The 20,407-nt window shown below is 70.3% G+C and carries 18 protein-coding genes; 15 read left to right on the forward strand and 3 right to left on the reverse strand.

Annotation, left to right across the window (positions count from 1 at the left end; translation table 11 throughout):
- Positions 1-103: 103 nt before the first annotated feature.
- The 10 genes from cobO to M8R19_RS23335 all read left to right on the forward strand — a co-directional run bounded on the left by cobO (position 104) and on the right by M8R19_RS23335 (position 9,150).
- Complete coding sequence (cobO, locus tag M8R19_RS23290) at positions 104-715, forward strand: cob(I)yrinic acid a,c-diamide adenosyltransferase (protein ID WP_043267745.1); 612 nt, start codon at positions 104-106, stop codon at positions 713-715.
- The gene (locus M8R19_RS23295; protein ID WP_116422400.1) at positions 715-2,010 is read left to right on the forward strand and encodes a cobyrinic acid a,c-diamide synthase CobB; all 1,296 of its coding nucleotides are present in this window, start codon (positions 715-717) and stop codon (positions 2,008-2,010) included. Before cobO ends, M8R19_RS23295 begins: the two co-directional genes overlap by 1 nt.
- Positions 2,007-2,657, forward strand: a complete 651-nt coding sequence (gene bluB, locus M8R19_RS23300) for a 5,6-dimethylbenzimidazole synthase (protein ID WP_249919045.1) — start codon at positions 2,007-2,009, stop codon at positions 2,655-2,657. The genes M8R19_RS23295 and bluB overlap by 4 nt, the downstream gene beginning before the upstream one ends.
- Entirely contained in the window at positions 2,654-3,676 is a 1,023-nt protein-coding gene (gene cbiB, locus M8R19_RS23305; protein WP_249919046.1) for an adenosylcobinamide-phosphate synthase CbiB, read from the forward strand. Before bluB ends, cbiB begins: the two co-directional genes overlap by 4 nt.
- Positions 3,669-4,655, forward strand: coding sequence for a threonine-phosphate decarboxylase CobD (cobD, locus tag M8R19_RS23310; RefSeq protein ID WP_249919047.1), 987 nt, complete (start codon positions 3,669-3,671; stop codon positions 4,653-4,655). The genes cbiB and cobD overlap by 8 nt, the downstream gene beginning before the upstream one ends.
- An 8-nt stretch (positions 4,656-4,663) precedes the next feature.
- Positions 4,664-6,124, forward strand: coding sequence for a cobyric acid synthase (locus M8R19_RS23315; protein WP_502943072.1), 1,461 nt, complete (start codon positions 4,664-4,666; stop codon positions 6,122-6,124).
- 119 nt (positions 6,125-6,243) lie between these two features.
- Entirely contained in the window at positions 6,244-6,765 is a 522-nt protein-coding gene (cobU, locus tag M8R19_RS23320) for a bifunctional adenosylcobinamide kinase/adenosylcobinamide-phosphate guanylyltransferase (protein ID WP_074976438.1), read from the forward strand.
- On the forward strand, positions 6,762-7,817 hold the full coding sequence (cobT, locus tag M8R19_RS23325) for a nicotinate-nucleotide--dimethylbenzimidazole phosphoribosyltransferase (protein ID WP_074976436.1): 1,056 nt from the start codon (positions 6,762-6,764) through the stop codon (positions 7,815-7,817). Before cobU ends, cobT begins: the two co-directional genes overlap by 4 nt.
- Entirely contained in the window at positions 7,814-8,419 is a 606-nt protein-coding gene (gene cobC, locus M8R19_RS23330) for an alpha-ribazole phosphatase family protein (protein ID WP_116422394.1), read from the forward strand. The genes cobT and cobC overlap by 4 nt, the downstream gene beginning before the upstream one ends.
- A complete protein-coding gene (locus tag M8R19_RS23335) occupies positions 8,416-9,150 on the forward strand; it encodes an adenosylcobinamide-GDP ribazoletransferase (RefSeq protein ID WP_249919048.1) in 735 nt (244 codons plus the stop codon). The genes cobC and M8R19_RS23335 overlap by 4 nt, the downstream gene beginning before the upstream one ends.
- 157 nt (positions 9,151-9,307) lie before the next feature.
- Here the strand turns inward: M8R19_RS23335 and M8R19_RS23340 are convergent, their stop codons facing one another.
- A complete protein-coding gene (locus M8R19_RS23340) occupies positions 9,308-10,972 on the reverse strand; it encodes an MFS transporter (RefSeq protein WP_074976429.1) in 1,665 nt (554 codons plus the stop codon).
- A gap of 205 nt (positions 10,973-11,177) precedes the next feature.
- Here M8R19_RS23340 and M8R19_RS23345 point away from each other — a divergent pair, with 205 nt between their 5' ends.
- Entirely contained in the window at positions 11,178-12,476 is a 1,299-nt protein-coding gene (locus M8R19_RS23345; RefSeq protein ID WP_249919049.1) for a phospholipase C/P1 nuclease family protein, read from the forward strand.
- Positions 12,477-12,552: 76 nt separating this feature from the next.
- On the opposite strand, the gene M8R19_RS23350 is transcribed toward M8R19_RS23345, so the two are convergent.
- A complete protein-coding gene (locus M8R19_RS23350) occupies positions 12,553-12,816 on the reverse strand; it encodes a DUF2790 domain-containing protein (RefSeq protein WP_009618416.1) in 264 nt (87 codons plus the stop codon).
- A 926-nt stretch (positions 12,817-13,742) separates the two neighbouring features.
- Entirely contained in the window at positions 13,743-15,911 is a 2,169-nt protein-coding gene (locus M8R19_RS23355) for an FUSC family protein (protein ID WP_249919050.1), read from the reverse strand.
- A 322-nt stretch (positions 15,912-16,233) separates the two neighbouring features.
- Here M8R19_RS23355 and M8R19_RS23360 point away from each other — a divergent pair, with 322 nt between their 5' ends.
- The 4 genes from M8R19_RS23360 (at position 16,234) to dctM (ending at position 20,346) form a co-directional block, all read left to right on the forward strand.
- Entirely contained in the window at positions 16,234-17,181 is a 948-nt protein-coding gene (locus M8R19_RS23360; protein WP_058488791.1) for a LysR family transcriptional regulator, read from the forward strand.
- Between the two features lie 225 nt (positions 17,182-17,406).
- Positions 17,407-18,405, forward strand: a complete 999-nt coding sequence (locus M8R19_RS23365; protein ID WP_249919051.1) for a TRAP transporter substrate-binding protein — start codon at positions 17,407-17,409, stop codon at positions 18,403-18,405.
- 31 nt (positions 18,406-18,436) lie between these two features.
- Positions 18,437-19,069: a TRAP transporter small permease gene (locus tag M8R19_RS23370; protein ID WP_074976420.1), complete on the forward strand. Its 633-nt coding sequence runs from the start codon at positions 18,437-18,439 to the stop codon at positions 19,067-19,069.
- Positions 19,066-20,346: a C4-dicarboxylate TRAP transporter large permease protein DctM gene (gene dctM, locus M8R19_RS23375; RefSeq protein WP_249919052.1), complete on the forward strand. Its 1,281-nt coding sequence runs from the start codon at positions 19,066-19,068 to the stop codon at positions 20,344-20,346. The genes M8R19_RS23370 and dctM overlap by 4 nt, the downstream gene beginning before the upstream one ends.
- The last annotated feature ends 61 nt before the right edge of the window (positions 20,347-20,407 follow it).

The following is a 20,407-nucleotide window of genomic DNA, read 5'->3' on the forward strand; positions in this document are numbered from 1 at the left end:
CCCCGCGCCGCGCGGCTGCTTTCCTTCGTCACTCCCGCACGCCCCTTCAGCCCCGGTGCCTTGGTATCGCGAGCACGGCCGCCTTCGGCCAGGAGACACAACGATGAGCGAATCCCCGGAAAAGGACGAGCGCCACCGCGCGCGCATGCAGCGCAAGAAGGACGTGATCGACGAGAAGATCGCCCAGGCCCGGGACGAGCGCGGCGTGCTGCTGGTGCTCACCGGCAACGGCAAGGGCAAGAGCAGCTCGGCCTTCGGCATGCTCGCCCGCGCCCTCGGCCACGGCATGCAGGCCGGCGTGGTGCAGTTCATCAAGGGCGCCGCGAGCACCGGCGAGGAAGCCTTCTTCCGGCGCTTCCCCGAGCAGGTGCGCTACCACGTGATGGGCGAGGGCTTCACCTGGGAGACCCAGGACCGCCAGCGCGACATCGAGAAAGCCCGGCAGGCCTGGGACGTGGCCCGCGAGCTGCTGGCCGACCCGGCCGTCGGCCTGGTGCTGCTGGACGAGCTGAACATCGCCCTCAAGCACGGCTACCTGGAACTGGATGCCGTGCTGGCGGACATCGCCGCGCGCCCGGCGCACCAGCACGTGGTGGTCACCGGCCGCGCCGCCCAGCAGGGCATGATCGACGCCGCCGACACCGTCACCGAGATGGGCCTGGTCAAGCACGCCTTCAAGGCCGGCATCAAGGCGCAGAAAGGGGTGGAGTTCTGATGACCCAGGCGCGCCAGTGCCCGGCGCTGCTGATCGCCGCTCCCGCCTCGGGGCAGGGCAAGACTACCGTCACCGCCGCCCTGGCCCGCCTGCACGCGCGCCAGGGGCGCCGGGTGCGGGTGTTCAAGGTCGGCCCGGACTTCCTCGACCCGATGATCCTCGCCCGCGCCAGCGGCGCGCCCGTGCACCAGCTCGACCTGTGGATGGTCGGCGAGGCGCAGAGCCGCCGGCTGCTCTGGGAAGCGGCGGGGGAGGCCGACCTGATCCTCATCGAAGGGGTGATGGGCCTGTTCGACGGCACGCCCTCGGCGGCCGACCTGGCGCGTACCTTCAACGTGCCGGTGCTCGGGGTGATCAACGGCCAGGCCATGGCGCAGACCTTCGGCGCCCTGGCCGTGGGCCTGGCCACCTACCAGCCCGGCCTGCCGTTCTCCGGCGTGCTCGGCAACCGCGTCGGCAGCCAGCGCCACAGCGACCTGCTGCGCGACAGCCTGCCGGAGTGGATCCGCTGGTACGGCGCGTTGCCGCGCAGCGCCGACCTGGAACTGCCCAGCCGCCACCTGGGCCTGGTGCAGGCCGAGGAGCTGGCCGATCTGGACGCGCGCCTGGATGCCGCCGCCGATGCCCTGGCCGCCAGCAGCGCGGTGGACCTGCCGCCGCCGGTGACTTTCGCCGCGCCCACCGAGCGCGAACTGCAAGCGTCCCTGGCCGGTGTGCGCATCGGCGTGGCGCGGGATTCCGCCTTCGCCTTCCTCTACCAGGCCAACCTCGACCTGCTGCGCGAACTGGGCGCCGAGCTGAAGTTCTTCTCGCCGCTCGCCGACGAACGCCTGCCGGAGGTGGACAGCCTCTACCTGCCCGGCGGCTACCCCGAGCTGCATCTGGCGCAACTGGAGAACAACCGCGCCATGGCCGAGGCCATCCGCGCCCACCACGCCGCCGGCAAGCCGCTGCTGGCCGAGTGCGGCGGCATGCTCTACCTGCTCGACGGCCTGACCGATGCCGAGGGCCGCAGCGGTCGGCTGCTCGGCCTGCTGCCCGGCCGCGCCACCCTGCAGAAGCGCCTCGCGGCCCTGGCCCTGCAGGAAGTGGAGCTGCCGGAAGGCCCGCTGCGTGGCCACACCTTCCACCATTCGCTGCTGGACAGCCAACTGGAACCGGCCCTGCGCGGCAGCTGCCCGAACGCCAAGCCGGTGGCCGAGGCGGTGTTCCGCCTGGGCCGACTGACCGCGACCTACATCCACTTCTACCTGCCGTCGAACCCGGCGGCCGCCGCCGCGATCTTCCGCCCATGAACGAGCACGCCTACAGCCCCGAGGAACGCGCGGCCATCTACCGCGCCATCGCCGAGCGCCGCGACATGCGCCACTTCAGCGGCGGCGAGGTGGCCCCGGCGCTGCTGGCGCGGCTGCTGGAAGCGGCGCACCAGGCCCCCAGCGTCGGCCTGATGCAGCCCTGGCGCTTCATCCGCATCACCCGCCCGGCACTGCGCGAGGCCATCCACGGCCTGGTGGAGGCGGAGCGGGTGAAGACCGCCGAGGCCCTGGGCGAGCGTTCCGAAGAATTCATGCGGCTGAAGGTCGAGGGCATCCGCGACTGCGCCGAGCTGCTGGTGGCGGCCCTGGCGGACGGCCGCGAGGCCCACGTCTTCGGCCGCCGCACCCTGCCGCAGATGGACCTGGCCTCGCTGGCCTGCGCCATCCAGAACCTCTGGCTGGCGGCCCGCGCCGAAGGCCTGGGGATGGGCTGGGTGTCGCTGTTCGAACCCGCCGCCCTGGGCGAACTGCTCGGCCTGCCGGCGGGCAGCGAGGCGGTGGCGGTGCTCTGCCTGGGCCCGGTGGCGGAGTTCTACCCGGCGCCCATGCTGGCCCTGGAAGGCTGGCGCCAGCCGCGCCCGCTGAACGAACTGCTTTATGAAAATCACTGGGGAGAACACCCATGAGCCTGGCCCTGCTGAGCGTCGCCGGCGTGGCCCTGGACGGCCTGCTGGGCGAGCCGAAGCGCTGGCACCCGCTGGTGGCCTTCGGCCGCCTGGCCGACCGCCTGGAACGCCGCTTCAACCGTTCACGTACGCCAGACTTGCCGGTTGGCAGCGTCGACTCCCTCTCCCTTCAGGGAGAGGGCCGGGGAGAGGGCGCTCTTCTTCCAAACTCCCCAACCTCCGATAACCACACCCCCGGCCTAGGCTGGCGCAGCCACGGCGTCACCGCCTGGGCCCTGGCCGTGCTGCCACTGACCTTCATCACCTGGTTGCTAACACTGGTCCCGCACCTCGGCTGGCTGGTCTCCGCCATCGCCCTCTACGCCGCCATCGGCCTGCGCAGCCTGGGCGAGCACGCTGAACCCGTGGCCCTGGCCCTGCGCGACGGCGACCTGCCCGAGGCGCGCAAGCGCGTGGGCTACATGGTCAGCCGCGAGACCGCCGAACTGGACGACAGCGCGGTGGCCAAGGCCGCCACCGAATCGGTGCTGGAGAACGGCAGCGACGCGGTGTTCGCCGCGCTGTTCTGGTTCGCCGTGGCCGGCGCGCCGGGCGTGGTGCTCTATCGCCTGAGCAACACCCTGGACGCCATGTGGGGCTACCGCAACCCACGCTTCGAACGCTTCGGCTGGGCCGCGGCGAAGATCGACGACGCCCTCAACTACATCCCCGCGCGCCTGGTCGCGCTGACCTATGCGCTGCTCGGCAACACCCGCCTGGCCCTGCGCAGCTGGCGCCGCCAGGCGCCGCAATGGGACAGCCCCAACGCCGGCCCGGTGATGGCCGCCGGCGCCGGTGCGTTGGGCGTGGCCCTGGGTGGCAACGCCGTCTACCACGGCGAACTGCACGAACGCCCGCAGCTGGGCGAAGGCCCGGCGCCCGGCGCCCGCGACATCTGGCGGGCCCTGGCCCTGGTGCGCCAGGGCGTGCTGCTGTGGCTGCTGGCGATCCTCGGCCTGGGGGCGCTGCTGCATGCTTGAGCACGGCGGGAAGCTGCGCGCAGCCGCGCGGCGCTACGGCATCGCGCTGGAGGATTGGCTCGACCTGTCCACCGGCATCGCGCCCTGGCCCTGGCCGCTGGCGGACATCCCCGCCAGCGCCTGGCAGCGCCTGCCGGAAGACGACGACGGCCTGGAACAGGCCGCGCGCGATTACTACGGCTGTGACTCATTGCTGCCACTGCCCGGCAGCCAGGCGGCGATCCAGGCCCTGCCGCGTCTGCGCGCACCGGGCCGGGTCGGCGTGCTCGCGCCTTGCTACGCCGAACACGCGGTGGCCTGGAAACAGCATGGCCATGAGCTGCTGGAGCTGGCCGACGATGAGGTGGACGGCCTGATCGACCAGCTCGACGTGCTGCTGCTGGTCAACCCCAACAACCCCACCGGCCGACGCTTCGACTGCGAACGCCTGCTGGCCTGGCACGAGCGCCTGCGGGCCCGCGGCGGCTGGCTGGTGGTGGACGAGGCTTTCATGGACTGCACCCCCGGCCACAGCCTGCTGCCCCTGGCCGGCGGCCAGCCGGGCCTGGTGGTGCTGCGTTCGCTGGGCAAGTTCTTCGGCCTGGCCGGCGCGCGCCTGGGCTTTGCCTTCGCCGAGCCGGCGTTGCTGCGGGGCCTGGCCGAGCTGCTCGGGCCCTGGGCGGTGAGCGGGCCGACGCGCTGGGTGGCCCGGCACGCCCTGGCCGACCATGCGCGGCAAGGTGAACGCCGCGCAGCGCTGGAGCAGGCCGGCGCACGCCTGGCCGCGCTTCTGAAAACGCACCGGTTGCTGACCCAGGGCACCGCGCTGTTCCAGTGGCTTGCCTACCCTCGGGCCGGCGAACTGCACGAGCACCTGGCTCGCCGCGGCATCCTCGTACGCCTTTTCGACAGCCCGCCGAGCCTGCGCTTCGGCCTGCCCGCCGACGAAGCCGGTTGGCAGCGCCTGGGCCAGGCCCTCGGCGAATGGAGCCCGACATGACCACCCTGATGGTGCAAGGCACTACTTTAATGGTGCAGGGCACCACCTCCGACGCCGGCAAGAGCACCCTGGTGACCGCGCTGTGCCGCTGGCTGCGCCGCCAGGGCGTGGCGGTGGCGCCGTTCAAGCCGCAGAACATGGCGCTGAACAGCGCGGTGACCGCCGACGGCGGCGAGATCGGCCGCGCCCAGGCGGTACAGGCCCAGGCCTGTCACCTGGTGCCGCACACCGACATGAACCCGGTGCTGCTCAAGCCCAACAGCGACGTGGGCGCCCAGGTGATCATCCACGGCCGCGCGGTGACCAGCATGAACGCCGCCGCCTATCACGATTACAAAAGGGTCGCCAAACAGGCCGTGCTGGAATCCCACCAGCGCCTGCTCGACGCCTACCAGGTGGTGATGGTGGAAGGCGCCGGCTCCCCGGCGGAGATCAACCTGCGCGCCAACGACATCGCCAACATGGGCTTCGCCGAAGCGGTGGACTGCCCAGTGATCCTCATTGCCGACATCGACCGCGGTGGCGTCTTCGCCCATCTGGTCGGCACCCTGGAACTGCTCTCGGAAAGCGAGCGGGCGCGGGTGAAGGGCTTCGTCATCAACCGCTTTCGCGGCGACATCGGCCTGCTGCAGCCGGGCCTGGACTGGCTGGAGGAACGCACCGGCATCCCGGTGCTGGGCGTGCTGCCCTACCTGATGGACTTCCACCTGGAAGCCGAGGACGCCATCGACACCCGCCAGGCCGCCAAGGCCGGGGAAAGCCTCAAGGTGGCGGTGCCGGTGCTGCCGCGCATCAGCAACCACACCGACTTCGACCCGCTGCGCCTGCACCCGCAGGTGCAACTGACCTTCGTCGGCCCTGGCCAGCCGATGCCGGCGGCGGACCTGGTCATCCTGCCCGGCTCCAAGAGCGTGCGCGCGGACCTGGCCTTCCTCCGCGCCCAGGGCTGGGACGCCGCCATCGAGCGCCACCTGCGCTATGGCGGCAAGCTGCTGGGCATCTGCGGCGGCTTGCAGATGCTCGGCCGCACGCTGTCCGACCCCCACGGCCTGGAAGGCGCCGCCGGCGGCAGCGCCGGCCTCGGCTGGCTGGAGCTGGACACCGTGCTGGAACCGGAGAAGCAACTGCGCAACGTCCGTGGCCGGCTGGCCCTGGAAGACGCCGAGGTCGGCGGCTACGAAATCCACGCCGGCGTCACCAGCGGGCCGGCATTGGAGAGCCCTGCGGTGCGCCTGGACGATGGCCGCTGCGACGGCGCCCTGAGCGCCGACGGCCAGGTCATGGGCACCTACCTGCACGGTCTGTTCGAATCCCCCGCCGCCTGCGCCGCGCTGCTGCGCTGGGCCGGCCTGGGCGAGGTGGTCGAGCAGGACTACCACGCCCTGCGCGAGCGCGACATTGAGCGCCTGGCGGACCAGGTGGAGGCGTATCTGGACACCCAAAAGCTGAAATCCCTGTGTGGCCTTTGAGCCAAGGGCCGCAGTTACCGCTCTTCGTAGGAGCGAGCTTGCTCGCGAACGGGATCGCAGCGAGGCGGGTTCGCGAGCAAGCTCGCTCCTACAGGACATGACTTCCCCGGAGAAAACCCATGCTTGAACTCATCCTCGGCGGCGCCCGTTCCGGCAAGAGCCGCCTGGCCGAGCGCCTGGCCCGGGACAGCGGCCTGCCGGTCACCTATTTCGCCACCGCGCAGATCGGCGACGGCGAGATGGGCGAGCGCATCCGCCAGCACCGCGACCGCCGCCCCGCCGAATGGGGCCTGGTGGAGGAACCGCTGCACCTGGCGCGGGCCCTCGCCGAGCACGCCGCGCCGGACCGCTGCCTGCTGGTGGACTGCCTGACGCTGTGGCTGACCAACCTGCTGCTCGCCGACGACGGCGCGCACCTGCAACATGAAGTGAACGAACTGCTGGCCACGCTGCCGGCCCTGCCGGGCCGCATCCTGCTGGTCAGCAACGAAACCGGGCTGGGCGTGGTGCCCCTGGGCGAGCTGACGCGGCGCTACGTCGACGAGGCCGGCTGGCTGCACCAGGCCCTGGCCGAGGCCAGCGAGCGGGTGCTGTTCACCGTCGCCGGCCTGCCCATGACCCTCAAGGGAGACCCCGTATGAGCCTGCAATGGTGGCGCGAAGCGTGCCAACCCACGGACCGCGTGGCGCGCGACAAGGCCGCCGCGCGCCAGGACCAGCTGACCAAGCCGCGCGGCGCCCTGGGCCGCCTGGAAGAGGTGGCCGTGCACCTGGCCAGCCTGCAGGGCCGCGAGCGGCCGAGCCTGGAGCACCTGTGGATCGCCCTGTTCGCCGGCGACCACGGCGTGGTGGAGGAGGGCGTCTCGGCCTACCCGCAGGCGGTGACCGGCGAGATGCTGCGCAACTTCGTGCGCGGCGGCGCGGCCATCAGCGTGCTGGCCCGCGACCTGGGCGCTCGCCTGGAAGTGATCGACCTGGGCACCGCCGTGCCCCTGGAACCGCTGCCCGGCGTGCTGCACCTGATGGTCGGCGCCGGCACCCTGAACTTTGCCCGCGAGCCGGCGATGACCGCCGCGCAGTGCCTGATCGCCCTGGAGGCCGGGCGCGAATCCGTGCGCCGCGCGCAACAGGCCGGCAGCGAGCTGTTCATCGGCGGCGAGATGGGCATCGGCAACACCACCTGCGCCGCGGCGCTGGCCTGCGGCCTGCTGGGCGAGCGCGCGGCGCCTCTGGTTGGCCCCGGCACTGGCCTGGACGCGCGAGGCGTGGCGCACAAGGCCGAGGTCATCGAACGCGCCCTGGCCCTGCATGGCGGGCACTGTGCCGACCCCTTCGAGGCCCTGTGCCGCCTCGGCGGCTTCGAGGTGGCGGCCCTGGCCGGCGCCTACCTGGCCTGCGCGCAGAAGGGCATCGTGGCCCTGGTGGACGGCTTTATCTGCAGCGTCGCGGCGCTCTGCGCGGTGCGCTTCAACCCGCAGTGCCGCGACTGGCTGCTGTTCGCCCACAGCGGCGCCGAGCCCGGCCACCAGCGCGTGCTCCAGGCCCTGGAGGCGCAGCCGCTGCTGGACCTGGGCCTGCGCCTGGGCGAGGGCAGCGGCGCCGCCCTGGCCGTGCCGCTGCTGCGCCAGGCCTGCCGGCTGCACGCCGGGATGGCCACCTTCGCCGAGGCGGCGGTGTCGGACCGCCCGGCATGAGCCTGCGCCTGGACCTGCTGCGCCACGGCGAAACCGAACTGGGCGGCGGCTTCCGCGGCCGCCTGGACGACGCCCTGACCGCCGCCGGCTGGGCGCAGATGCAGGCCGGCCTGGGCCTGGAGCAGCCCTGGGAGGCCCTGGTCAGCTCGCCGCTGCGCCGTTGCGCCGCCTTCGCCGAGCGCCTGTCGGCCGCAAGCGGCCTGCCATTGCACCTGGAACCGGACCTGCGCGAGATGGATTTCGGCGAGTGGGAAGGGCTTTCCGCAGCTAAGCTGATGGAGACTGATAGCGATGCGCTAGCCCGCTTCTGGAACGACCCCTACGCCTTCACCCCGCCGGGCGGCGAACCGCTCGCGGCCTTCGAGGCGCGGGTGTTCGCCGCCCTGCAGCGGCTGTACGCGACGCATGCCGGAAAGCACCTGCTGCTGGTGACCCATGGCGGGGTGATGCGCCTGCTCGGCGCGCGCGCCCAGGGCCTGCCGCGCGAGCACTTGCTGCAGGTGAGCGTCGCCCACGGCGAACGGCTGGCGCTGCGCATCGAGCCGCAGGCCGGCGGCTGGAACATCCAACCGGTCGAGTCCGCCGTGAGCGCGCCCCGATGAGCAACCTGTTCCTGCCGTTGATCGCCCTGCAGTTCCTCAGCCGCATCCCGATCCGCCTGGGCGAGGTGCCCACGCCCGAGCAGTTCGGCCGCGCCACGCTGTTCTACCCGCTGGTGGGGGCGCTGATGGGGGGCGGGCTCTATGCGCTGGGCTACTTCTTCGGCGAGACCTACCTGCTGCTGCACGCCGCGCTGCTGCTGGCCGTATGGGTGGCCTTCAGCGGCGCCCTGCACCTGGACGGCCTGGCCGACACCGCCGACGCCTGGGTGGGCGGCCTGGGCGACCGCGAGCGCACCCTGGCGATCATGAAGGACCCGCGCAGCGGCCCGGTGGCGGTGGTGGTGCTGGTAGTGCTGTTGCTGGTGAAGTTCTGCGCCATCGCGGCGCTGCTCGACGCCCACCACTTCTGGGCCCTGCTGCTGGCGCCCTGGCTCGCGCGGGTGGCCCTGCCGCTGCTGTTCCTCACCACTCCCTACGCCCGCCCCGGCGGCCTCGGCCAGGCCCTGGCCGACCACCTGCCGCGCCGCGCGCTGCCCTGGATGCTGGCGCTCAACGCCGCGCTGATGCCGCTCACCGGCCTGAGCGGCCTGGTGGCGCTGGTGGTGGGGCTGGCAGTGTTCCTCTGGTGGCGCAACCGGCTGATGGCGCGACTGGATGGCACGACCGGGGATACGGCGGGGGCTTTGGTGGAGTTGGTGGAGTGTGCGGTGTTGGTGGGGTTGGCGATTTAGGGTCGAGGGTAATCAGTCGGTCAGGCCGGTGTGTCGGGGTTGGCGCCGGCCCTCTCCCTAACCCTCTCCCTAACCCTCTCCCTTCAGGGAGAGGGCTGGGGAGAGGGGGCGATGTTCAGCCCCGGCAGCAGAATTACCTGCGTGCTCGAATCCTCCATCACCCCAACGTCTCCGGCGGCGCCTCGTAGCTCCCCGACTCATAGCTCACCCCATGCCGCATCTTCGGCGGCGCATCCCCCGCATGCAGGCTGGTGACCGTGTCGATGATGGTCTTGTCCTCCAGCGTCATGCGGTCGAGCATGCGCAGGTGGGCGATCCAGTTGTCCACCAGGAACACCTCCTGCCAGGCCTCCTTGTCGCTGATGTCGCGGTACAGCGCCCAGCGTTCGGCGCCGTTGCGCAGGCGCAGGCGGCGCAGCGCCTTGGCCGCGCGGACGAAGTCGCGGGTGCGCTCGGCCGGGATGCGGTATTCGATGGTCACCAGCACCGAGCCGCGCTGGGTGTCGAAGACGAAGGTCGGCTCCCCCGGCAGGGTGCTGGGCGCGCGGGCGATGCTGCCGGGGTTGAGCTCCGGCAGGCGCGAGTTGTACAGCAGCGCCACCGACACCAGCAGCAGGCAGCCGGCGGCCAGCAGCGCGCCCTGCACGCCCAGGGTGCCGGCGAAGTGGCCCCAGAGGAACGAGCCCAGCGCCAGGCCGCCGTAGATGGCCGTCTGGTACAGCGCCAGGGCGCGCGCCTTGACCCAGTCCGGCACCAGTATCTGCACCGCCGAGTTGTAGCTGGCCACCGCGGCTATCCAGCAGCTGCCGCCGAGGATCAGCGCCGGGAACAGCACCCAGAGGTTGTCCACCGTGCCGAGGACCAGCAGCACCAGGCCGAGGGTGCCGCCGCCCAGGCTGATCAGCCGGCTGGTGCCGATCACCTTGCGCAGGCGGCCGACCAGGGTGCTGCCGAGGATGGCGCCCAGGCCCAGGGCGCCGAGCATGTAGCCGTACACCGAGGCGTTGCCGTCGGGGTTGCGGTGCGCCAGCAGCGGCAGCAGCGCCCAGACCGCGCTGGCCGACAGGCCGAACACCGCCGAGCGCAGCATCACCAGGCGGGTGACGCTGGAGTACTGGGTGAAGCGCAGCGCCGCCACCACCCCTTCGACGATGTGCTCCGGCGGCAGGGTGCGCTTGGGCACCTCGCGGCGCCATTGCCAGATGGCCCAGATCAGCGAGGCGTAGCACAGGCAGTTGAACAGGAACACCCAGGGCGCGCCGGTGGCCGACAGCAGCAGGCCGCCGATGGCCGGGCCGACCGCGCGGGCGACGTTGTAGTTGACGCTGTTGAGCAGCACCGCGTCGCCCACCAGGCGCGCCGGCACCTGCTCGTTCACCGCCGCCTGCCAGGCCGGGATGGTGATGGAGCTGCCCAGGGACAGCCAGAGGATGGAAGCGATCAGCAGCAGCGGGTCGAGGTAGCCGAGGAACGCCAGCAGCGTCACCAGGGCGGCGCCGGACAGTTCGATGGACAGGCCGACGAGCATGATCTTGCGCCTGTCGTGGTTGTCCGCCAGCACCCCGGAGAGGATCGACAGCAGCACCAGCGGCAGCGCCGAGGCGACCTGGATCATCGCCACCATCAGCGGGCTGGCGTGGGCCTCGGTGACCACCCAGGCGGCGGCCACCGACTGCGCCCAGGTGCCCAGGTTGGCGAACAGGTTGCAGATCCAGATGATGCGGAAGGCGGCGATGCCGAACGGGGCGAGCACGCCGCTGCGCTGGGGATCGGCCTCGTTCTTCAGCGGCAGGTCGTTCTTCGGTGAAACGGATTGCAGCATGGGGGAACGCCTTCTTGCAGTGGCCGGCGGCAACGGCGCTATGCCGGCAGGTCATGCCCGGCAAGTGTAGTGGCTGGCCCCGCGGGCGCCATTGATGATGGTCAGCCTGGCCTTATCGGTGAATCGCCCTGGCCCCCTGCGACAGTGCCCCGCGGCGCCGGGGTTGCTAGGCTGCGGGGCATCGTCCGAGAAGAGTGGAGGCCCCATGAGCCACCGGTTGCGCATTTGCCTGCTGCTGTCCCTGCTGATCCTGCCGCGTTGCCTCTGGGCGTGGTCCAACCATGCCCTGGGCAGCTACCAGGCCCTGGCCCGACTGCCGGCCGTGGCCGCTGCGCCGGCGGCGCCCATGGAGCCGCTGGAGAGCTTCCTCGCCGCCGAACGCGAGGGCCTGGTGCCGCTGCTCGACGAGCAGGAGCGCTTCGCCCGCGAGCACTTCCGCCAGTACCCGGCGCGCCCCGACGCGCTGCGCTTCACCGGCACGGAGCAGGATTTGCGCCTGGCCTTCCTCACGGCCCTGCGGCTGAATCCGGAGATCAAGCTGGCCAACGTCATCCAGCCCGCGCCGGGGCACGACCAGCCCGGACGGCCGCACCTGAAGGCGTCCGACGTGCTGGTGTTCCACGACCTAGCCGGCTGGGCGCGCTGGCGCTTCATCGCCCTGCAGCCGGGCGAGCCCGTTTCGGCCCTGGCGGTGCTGGCCAGCGCCACGGACGAGCCGGACTTCGGCCACGACATCCACCTGTTCAGCGACAACCCCGGCGCGGCCGGCCAGCGCTACGGCTTCGGCCCGCAGCCGTTCGGCGACCCGGGCTACGAGTTCAGCTCCCAGGCGCCATTCCACATGGGCTTCTACCACGAGTCGCCGATCATCTTCGCCGGCGCGCCCTACCTGCAGCGCAGCTGGCCGGAATGGCGCGCCTACCAGTTCCACGGCCTGGCGCGTTATGCCTTCGAACATGGCCACCCGTACTGGGGCTACCGCTTCCTCGGCTGGTCGATGCATTACCTCCAGGACCTGACGCAGCCCTACCACAGCACGCCATTGCCCGGCGAAACCACCGCCAGCATGCTGTGGACCGCGCTCAAGGCCATGGCCGGCTTCGATGCCGACAAGAAGGCCGCCATCCGCCGCGTGGCCAGCCGCCACCTGGGCGTGGAGCGCTACCAGCTGGACTGGCTGCTGGAATCGCTGCGCAAGCCGCAGGGTTCGGCGCTGCTCGCCGCCTATGCCGATACTTCCGGCGACGACGGCTATCCGGCGTATTCGGCCGATTACCCGCGGGAGGTGGTGGCGGCCGAATCCCATGCCCATGCGGCGGCCTTCGATGCGGCGATCGGTCATTGGCTGGCAACGGTCCCGGCAAATGCCGGCGTCGGTTTCAGCGCCGGCAACGAACTGGCGCCGCTGCAGCACGATGCGCAGCTGGACGAACAGCTATTGGCGTTGATCCGGGCGTTCGGGGCGCACAGCCGCAACCTGGCGAGGTCGGTGCTGCAGCGTTAGGGAAGGGGGAGGGGAGAGAACCTGCAACGCGCCGCGAAGGGGGCGTGGACCCTTCGCGGTTGCGTTCCGGATGGGCCTAGCCGCCAGTGCAGCCGTTGCCCCAGACCTGGTACTCGATGGTGTGACGCTCGCCCTTCGAGTCTTCGTAGGTCATCTGCGCGGGCACGACCCCGCACTGGTTGGAGACGTCGGTGGTGGAAACCACGTGGGCGACGTCCAGGTTCATTCCGTAGGTGTATTGCTCCACTGCCGGACTCTGAGGTTGGGCAGCCTCGTCCGCTTGCGCAGCGAGGGCGAGCGAGGAGAAGCCGGCCAGGGCCAGAACGACTAGGGCTTTCATGAATTTTCCTGCCTTTTTCCCGAGCGGGAGCCGCATCCGGGCGCACGCGGCCAGGACGAAGTTCATCAGCTTCATCGGGAAGATGTCTTTAGGGATGTTGCAATCGGGTTCTTGGGTGTTGCGGCGCGCTTCAACAGCAAGCAAATGGTAGGTCCGCGGCGGGCATATTCATATGCCTGGAAGCCAAAAATACCTCGTACTAAAAGGCAACAATCCAGCAACGGCGCGGGTTTGCGGGGCGAGGGTGGCCATGATGACGCTGCGCGGTCGTGTCGCGGTCGTTGTGCGATAGGGGCCGGTGTAGGAGCGGGCCCTGCCCGCGATTTCGCGCGCAGGGCGCGCTCCTACAGGGGAATGGTGTGGGTGGGGCGGCGTAGGAGCGGATCTCATCCGCGAATCGCGCCGATGGTTCCGGCTATCGCGGACAAGGTCCGCTCCTACGACCGTGCTTCCTGGAACCGTAGGAGCGGGCCCTGCCCGCGATTTCGCGCGCAGGGCGCGCTCCTACAGGGGAATGGCGTGGGTGGGGCGGCGTAGGAGCGGATCTCATCCGCGAATCGCGCCGATACGCCCGGCTATCGCGGACAAGGTCCGCTCCTACGACTGTGCTTCCTGGAACCGTAGGAGCGGGCCCTGCCCGCGATTTCGCGCGCAGGGCGCGCTCCTACAGGGGAATGGTGTAGGTGGCGCGGCGTAGGAGCGGATCTCATCCGCGAATCGCGCCGGTGGTTTCGGTTATCGCGGACAAGGTCCGCTCCTACGGGGAAATGTCATGCCTCACGGAGCAACTGTCTTGTCGACTGCGCCGAGGTGCCCTTCGTAGGAGCGAGCTTGCTCGCGAACCGCATGGCACCGCGTTTGTTCGCGAGCAAGCTCGCTCCTACGAAAAGCCGGGCCTGCCGGTACGGTAGGAGCGCGCGGCTTTCTCAACCCCGCGAGCTCTCCCGCAGCGGCGAGCTGGGGTCGAGCAGCGAGGTGCGGATGAAGTGCAGGTAGCTGCACATGCGCCGCAGCGGCGAGGTGTCGAAGTGCGGCGGGCGCGGTTCCTGGGTGGTGCGGGTGCTGTGGATGGCGTGCTCCACCGCCGCCAGGGCGCGCAGGCGGTTGTGCTCGCTGGGCTGGATGAACAGGCGGATCAGCGCGCGGCCCATGGCGCGGATGGCGCGGCGCCAGGGCATGTGCTCGGCGTACCAGGGCTCGTCGGGCAGCACCGCCTGTTCGCGGCGCAGCTCGATGATCGCCAGGCCGACCTCCTGCACCTGGAACATCCAGCGCAGCAGCCGGCGCTGCACGTCAGGGCGGCCGCTGGCCAGGCCGTAGGCCTGGTTGAGCAGGTCGCGGGTGCCGCTTTCGAAACCGGCCGACAGGCCCTTCAGCGGATCGCTGATGGTGTGCACCACACGCATGCGCAGCTCGGCCTCCAGGCGCTCCCACAGCCAGGGGCGGTTGGGCGGCAGTATCACCATCGCCGCCACCACCGCCATGCCCATGGACAGCAGCATGGCCAGGTATTCGTTGATGAAGGTGTAGGCGTCGTAGCGCGCCAGGTTGGCCGGCAGCGAGGCGATGCAGAACCACACCAGCAGGCCCACGCCGTAGCCGCTCCACTGTGGGCGGGTGATGAGGAAGGCGCCGAGGGCGAACACCGGCGCCAGCACCATGCACAGCAGCGGGAAGCCATCCAGGTGCGGCAGCACGCGGAAGGTGAGGATGAAGCCCAGCGTGGCGCCCAGCAGGGTGCCGAAGGTCAGCTGCAGCGACAGGCGCTTGGGGTTGGGCGAGGCCGAGGACAGCGCGGCGATCAGCACCGAGGTGAGGGTGAAGGTGGCGCCGCTGAGCCACGAGGTCTCGATCCAGAACACCCCGCCGACCAGCACCAGCAGCGCGCAGCGCAGCCCGGCGACCGCCGCGGCCACGGCGTTGGCCTTGGGCGTGAAGCGCTCCTTCCACTGCTCGCGGGCGTGCCTGTGGGCGGCCAGGGAGGCGTGGGTCTGGGCGTAGTCGTGGAGGTCGCCGGCGAAGCGGAACAGCAGCTCGGCGGCGGTCTCGAAGTCCAGCTGGTCGGCTTCCCGCGGGCAGGCATGGGCGAGCCTGGCGCGGGCCTCGCGGATGTGTGGCATCAGCTGCTGGCGGCAGTGCTCCAGCTGGGCGGCGAGGAAGGCCGCGTCGGCGTCGCGCAGCGGCCGGCCATGCCAGCCGGCGAGCAGCCCGCCGACCTCCACCAGGCACGGCATCAGCACTTCCAGCACGGCGCCGGCCTGGCGTTCGCGCAGGCGGTCGAGCAGGCGCTGCAGGGCATGGAAGCGCGTGGTCAACTGCATGAACTCGCTGTTCAGGCGCGCCAGGCGGCCGCTGCGCAGGCGCATGTGCGGGTCTTCGAAGGCGGTGACGTTGCGCAGGTTCTCCAGGCCCACGGCCTCGGCGGCGATGCGCGCGGCGGCCTGCTCGAAGCGGGCGTGATCGAGGGTGCCTTCCAGGCCGGCGGCGGCCAGACCGGCGAAGTCGCCGAAACGTGTGTCCAGGGCATTGCGCAGCGCGGCGCTGCTGGTCTGCGGCAGCACCAGGGCGCTGACCAGGCCGGTGCAGAAGATGCCCAGGGTGATCTCCAGCACCCGCCACAGCGCCGCCATGAAGGCGCCTTCCGGATGCAGGGTGGCGGGGATGCCGATCATCACCGCGGTGTAGCCGGCCAGCAGGCAGGCGTAGGCGCGGAAGTCGCGGTAGCGCGCGGCGCCGGCGGTGCACAGGCCGACCCAGATCGACACGCAGAGCAGGAACAGCACGCGCTCCTGGGCGAACAGGGCGATGAAGGTGACCATCACCGTGAGCCCGGCCAGGGTGCCGAGGATGCGGTAGAAGCTCTTGGCCAGGACCTGCCCGCTCTGCGGCTGCAGCACGATGAAGGCGCTGACCAGCACGGTGTTCGGCTGCGGCAGCTCCAGGCGGTAGGCCAGCCACAGGGCGAGGAAGGCGGTGAGCAGGGTCTTGCCGATGAACACCCAGGTCACCCCGTCGCTATGGGCCCAGGCGGACGCCGCCTGGCGCAGCGCGTCGGCGCCGGGCAGGCGCGCGCTGATGCGGGTGAGGCTGTTCATCGGGGCAGCGGCGAGTCGGGAACTGTGCAACCGCAGGGCTGCGGGAAGGGCGACGGAGCAGGGGCGAAACGAGCCTGGCGCGTATGGCGGAACACAGCTGTGAATCCTGGGAACTGCGGAGGGGCCGCGGTGGGGAGGCGATTCTAGAAAACCGCCGGAGGCAGGATAAGCTGACAGTTGGGCGAATTATTGTTGCCTGAAAAACAACAATTCGCCGCGGGCAGTTATGCGACAATTCGCCGCCTGTCGCGAATCTGTAACAAGACTTTGCTGTAGCCGGCATCGCCCGGCACGGCGCGCGGACAGGCTCTCAGGAGAAATGATGGACCTGCTGCACAACATGCGTGCCTTCGTCTGTGTCGCCGAGACCGGCAGCTTCACCGCCGCCGCCCAGCGCATGGACCTCACCACGGCCTACGTCTCGCGTACCGTGGCCAAGCTCGAAGCCCACCTGCGTACCCGCCTGCTGCACCGCACCACCCGCCGCATCGCCCTCACCGAAGCCGGCCAGCGCTACCTGCTGCGCTGCCAGCAGATCCTCGGCTACATCGAGGAAGCCGAGGCCGAGGCCAGCGACGCCCACTCGCGCCCGGCCGGCAAGCTCAAGGTGCATGCCATGACCGGCATCGGCCAGCACTACCTGATCAAGGCGATCTCCCAGTACAGCGAGATGTATTCGGAAGTCAGCTTCGACCTGACCCTGGCCAACCGCACCACCGACATCCTCGACGAGGGCTACGACATCTCGGTGGTGATCGCCCCCGAGCTGCCCGACTCCGGCTTCGTCTCCAAGCGCCTGGGGCAGACCCACAGCGTGCTCTGCGCGGCCCCCGCCTACGTGACGCGGCATGGCTCGCCCAAGGTGCCGGCGGAACTGGCCGGGCACCGCTGCCTGCGCCTGGTGAACAGCGTGATGTCGCTGGACAAGTGGCTGTTCCACGGCCCGGACGGCGAAGAGCTGGCGCACATCGACCACACCCACTTCCAGGTCAACACCGCCGACGCCCTGACCGAGGCGGTGGTGGCCGGCATGGGCATAGGCGCGCTGCCGGTGTACTCGGCGGTGGAGGGGCTGCGCAACGGCAGCCTGGTGCGGGTGATGCCCGGCTACAGCCTGTTCCACCTGAACATCTACGCGCTCTACCCGTCGCGGCAGTTCCTCGATGCGAAGATCCGCACCTGGGTCGAATTCCTCCGCGACTGCATCCCCGGCATGCTCGCCGAGGACGAGCAACTGATGCTCGAACACAGCGCGCGCCTGCCCAACTGAGGCGCCAGGCCGTCTGATCCGCGCCGCCCGCCCGGGCGGCGCCTTCCTTCCTCCCGAGTTTTCCTACATCCCCCGGCCCTCGGCGTTTTCGTGCCCGCATTCCGGAATTCCGAATGCGGCCTTGGGAAATCGCGAATTCTCCGAACGCCATCGTTGCGTCAGTCTGGGCAGCCCCGGCCGCCCTGCGGCCTGCCTCGCCAATACAAGAAAAACGAGGGTGACGCGATGTTAGGTTCGACTTTACGGGCGCTGTTGGGCGTCCTGGCAGTGTTCGGCGCCGGCCTGGCGCAGGCTGCCGAGGCTCCGGTGGTCATCAAGTTCTCCCACGTGGTGGCGGAGAACACCCCCAAGGGCCAGGGCGCGCTGCTGTTCAAGCGCCTGGCCGAGGAGCGCCTGCCTGGCCGGGTGCGCGTGGAGGTCTACCCGAACTCCTCGCTGTTCGGCGACGGCAAGGAAATGGAGGCGCTGCTGCTGGGCGACGTGCAGATGCTGGCGCCGTCGCTGGCCAAGTTCGAGCACTACGCCAAATCCATCCAGGTCTTCGACCTGCCGTTCCTGTTCGACGATATCGACGCCGTCGACCGCTTCCAGCGCAGCCCGCAGGGCAGGGCGCTGCTGGCCAGCATGCAGGACAAGGGCATCCTCGGCCTGGGCTACTGGCACAACGGGATGAAGCAGTTGTCGGCCAACCGCGCGTTGCTCGAGCCGGCCGATGCCCGCGGCCTGAAGTTCCGCGTGCAGGCCTCGGCGGTGCTCGACGAACAGTTCCGCGCCCTGCGCGCGATCTCCCGCAAGATGTCCTTCGCCGAGGTCTACCAAGGCCTGCAGAGCGGCGTGGTGAATGGCACCGAGAACACCTGGTCGAACTACGCCAGTCAGAAGGTCTTCGAGGTGCAGAAGCACTTCACCGCCTCCAACCACGGGCTGGTGGACTACATGGTGATCACCAATGCCGCCTTCTGGAACGGCCTGCCGGCGGACCTGCGCGAGCCGCTGCAGGCGGTGATGGACGAGGTTTCGGCGGAGGTCAACCGCCAGGCCGCCGAGCTCAACCTGCAGGCCCGCCAGCAGATCGCCGGCAGCGGCGCCAGCCAGATCCACGAACTCACCCCGGCCCAGCGCGCCAGCTGGCGCCAGGCCATGCAGCCGGTGTGGCGCAAGTTCGCCGACGACATCGGCCCCGAGCTGATCCAGGCCGCGGAAGCGGCCAACCATCCTCTCTGAATCCTCCCCCGAACCATCCCGGAGCGAAGTCATGCAACGACTCAAGCGTGCCTGCGAGCGCCTGGAGGAGGGCCTCATCGCCCTGCTGCTGGCGGCCATGGCCCTGGTGACCTTCTTCTACGTAGTGGTGACCAACGTCTTCACCCTGTTCTACGACCTGGGCGACGCCTGGCCGGCGCTCAGCGGCCCGAGCTACGCCGTGGGCGACGCCATCCTCGGCCTGGCCCAGGACATGAGCTGGAGCAACGCGCTGACCAAGGCGCTGTTCGCCGCCCTGATCTTCCTCGGCTTGGCCTATGGCGTGCGCACGGCCGGGCACATCGGCGTCGATGTACTGGTGCGCCTGGCGTCGCGCCCCGTGCAGCGCTGGCTCGGCCTGCTCGCCTGCCTGTGCTGCCTGGCCTACGCCGGCCTGCTCGCGGTGGGCAGCTTCGACTGGGTGAACACCTTGCGCGGCGCCGGCATCGGCGCCGAGGACCTGGCCCACTTCGGCGTGCGCCAGTGGCACATAGCGCTGGTCGTGCCCCTGGGCTTCGCCCTGGTGTTCGTCCGCTTCCTCCAGGTGCTGGTGCGCATCCTGCGCGGACGGCAGACCGGGCTCGGCCTGGCCGATGAGGCCGCCGAGGCGCTGAAGCTGCAGGACGCCGAGGAGGTGCGGCCATGACGGTGCTGGTTCTGTTCATCCTGCTGTTCGCGCTGATGTTCATCGGCGTGCCCATCGCCATCTCCCTGGGCCTGGCCGGCTCGCTCACCCTCATGCTGTTCAGCCAGGATTCGGTGCGCTCGCTGGCCATCAAGCTGTTCGAGACCAGCGAGCACTACACCCTGCTGGCCATCCCGTTCTTCCTGCTCTCCGGCGCCTTCATGACCACCGGCGGCGTGGCGCGGCGGCTGATCGCCCTGGCCAATGCCTGCGTCGGGCACATCCGCGGCGGCCTGGCCATAGGTGCGGTGCTGGCCTGCATGCTGTTCGCCTCGCTGTCCGGCTCGAGCCCGGCCACGGTCGCCGCGGTGGGCTCCATCGCCATCGCCGGCATGGTCCGCGCCGGCTACCCGCAAGCCTTCGGCGCCGGCATCCTGTGCAACGCCGGCACCCTGGGCATCCTCATCCCGCCGTCGATCGTCATGGTGGTCTACGCCGCGGCCACCGAGCAGTCGGTGGGCACGCTGTTCATGGCCGGGGTGATCCCCGGCGTGTTGCTGGGCCTGGTGCTGATGCTGGCGATCTACGTGGTGGCGCGGGTGCGCCGCCTGCCGGCGCTGCCGAGGGCCAGCCTGGCGCAGTTGCTGGGCTCCGTGCGCGAGGCGGTGTGGGGGCTGCTGTTGCTGGTGATCATCCTCGGTGGCATCTACGGCGGCCTGTTCACCCCCACCGAGGCGGCTGCCGTGGCCGCGGTCTACTCCGCCTGGGTGGCCCTGTGTGTGCACAAGGACCTGGCCTGGCGCGAGGTGCCGCGGGTACTGCTGGAGTCGGGCAAGCTGTCGGTGATGCTGATGTTCATCATCGCCAATGCCATGCTCTTCGCCCATGTGCTGACCACCGAGCAGATTCCCCAGCAGGTCACCGCCTGGATGGTCGACCTGGGCCTGCGCCCCTGGCAGTTCCTGCTGCTGGTGAACGTCCTGCTGCTGGTCGCCGGGGCCTTCATGGAGCCGTCGGCGGTGATCCTGATCCTGGCGCCGATCCTCTTCCCCATCGCCATGGAGCTGGGCATCGACCCCATCCACCTGGGCATCATCATGGTGGTGAACATGGAGATCGGCCTGGTCACCCCGCCGGTGGGGCTCAACCTGTTCGTCACCTCGGCGGTCACCGGCATGCCGCTGGGTGCCACGGTGCGCGCGGCCCTGCCGTGGCTGAGCGTGCTGCTGGTGTTCCTGCTGCTGATCACCTACGTACCTCTGATCTCTCTCGGACTGCCTCGTCTATTGGGACTGTGACGCATTGCCGCAGGCCCCGTCAGCCGGGCTGATGGGGCCTATCACTACGACTAAGGATTGG

Origin of the sequence: Pseudomonas sp. R3.Fl, assembly GCF_023516765.1 — a bacterium.
In the GTDB taxonomy this organism is placed as follows: Bacteria; Pseudomonadota; Gammaproteobacteria; order Pseudomonadales; family Pseudomonadaceae; genus Pseudomonas; species Pseudomonas citronellolis.

Excerpts from the sequence above, each read along its gene's own strand:
- cobO (WP_043267745.1), top strand. The coding sequence starts at position 104 with ATGAGCGAATCCCCGGAAAAGGACGAGCGCCACCGCGCGCGCATGCAG.
- M8R19_RS23295 (WP_116422400.1), top strand. The coding sequence starts at position 715 with ATGACCCAGGCGCGCCAGTGCCCGGCGCTGCTGATCGCCGCTCCCGCC.
- bluB (WP_249919045.1), top strand. The coding sequence starts at position 2,007 with ATGAACGAGCACGCCTACAGCCCCGAGGAACGCGCGGCCATCTACCGC.
- cbiB (WP_249919046.1), top strand. The coding sequence starts at position 2,654 with ATGAGCCTGGCCCTGCTGAGCGTCGCCGGCGTGGCCCTGGACGGCCTG.
- cobD (WP_249919047.1), top strand. The coding sequence starts at position 3,669 with ATGCTTGAGCACGGCGGGAAGCTGCGCGCAGCCGCGCGGCGCTACGGC.
- M8R19_RS23315 (WP_502943072.1), top strand. The coding sequence starts at position 4,664 with ATGGTGCAAGGCACTACTTTAATGGTGCAGGGCACCACCTCCGACGCC.
- cobU (WP_074976438.1), top strand. The coding sequence starts at position 6,244 with ATGCTTGAACTCATCCTCGGCGGCGCCCGTTCCGGCAAGAGCCGCCTG.
- cobT (WP_074976436.1), top strand. The coding sequence starts at position 6,762 with ATGAGCCTGCAATGGTGGCGCGAAGCGTGCCAACCCACGGACCGCGTG.
- cobC (WP_116422394.1), top strand. The coding sequence starts at position 7,814 with ATGAGCCTGCGCCTGGACCTGCTGCGCCACGGCGAAACCGAACTGGGC.
- M8R19_RS23335 (WP_249919048.1), top strand. The coding sequence starts at position 8,416 with ATGAGCAACCTGTTCCTGCCGTTGATCGCCCTGCAGTTCCTCAGCCGC.
- M8R19_RS23340 (WP_074976429.1), bottom strand. The coding sequence starts at position 10,972 with ATGCTGCAATCCGTTTCACCGAAGAACGACCTGCCGCTGAAGAACGAG.
- M8R19_RS23345 (WP_249919049.1), top strand. The coding sequence starts at position 11,178 with ATGAGCCACCGGTTGCGCATTTGCCTGCTGCTGTCCCTGCTGATCCTG.
- M8R19_RS23350 (WP_009618416.1), bottom strand. The coding sequence starts at position 12,816 with ATGAAAGCCCTAGTCGTTCTGGCCCTGGCCGGCTTCTCCTCGCTCGCC.
- M8R19_RS23355 (WP_249919050.1), bottom strand. The coding sequence starts at position 15,911 with ATGAACAGCCTCACCCGCATCAGCGCGCGCCTGCCCGGCGCCGACGCG.
- M8R19_RS23360 (WP_058488791.1), top strand. The coding sequence starts at position 16,234 with ATGGACCTGCTGCACAACATGCGTGCCTTCGTCTGTGTCGCCGAGACC.
- M8R19_RS23365 (WP_249919051.1), top strand. The coding sequence starts at position 17,407 with ATGTTAGGTTCGACTTTACGGGCGCTGTTGGGCGTCCTGGCAGTGTTC.
- M8R19_RS23370 (WP_074976420.1), top strand. The coding sequence starts at position 18,437 with ATGCAACGACTCAAGCGTGCCTGCGAGCGCCTGGAGGAGGGCCTCATC.
- dctM (WP_249919052.1), top strand. The coding sequence starts at position 19,066 with ATGACGGTGCTGGTTCTGTTCATCCTGCTGTTCGCGCTGATGTTCATC.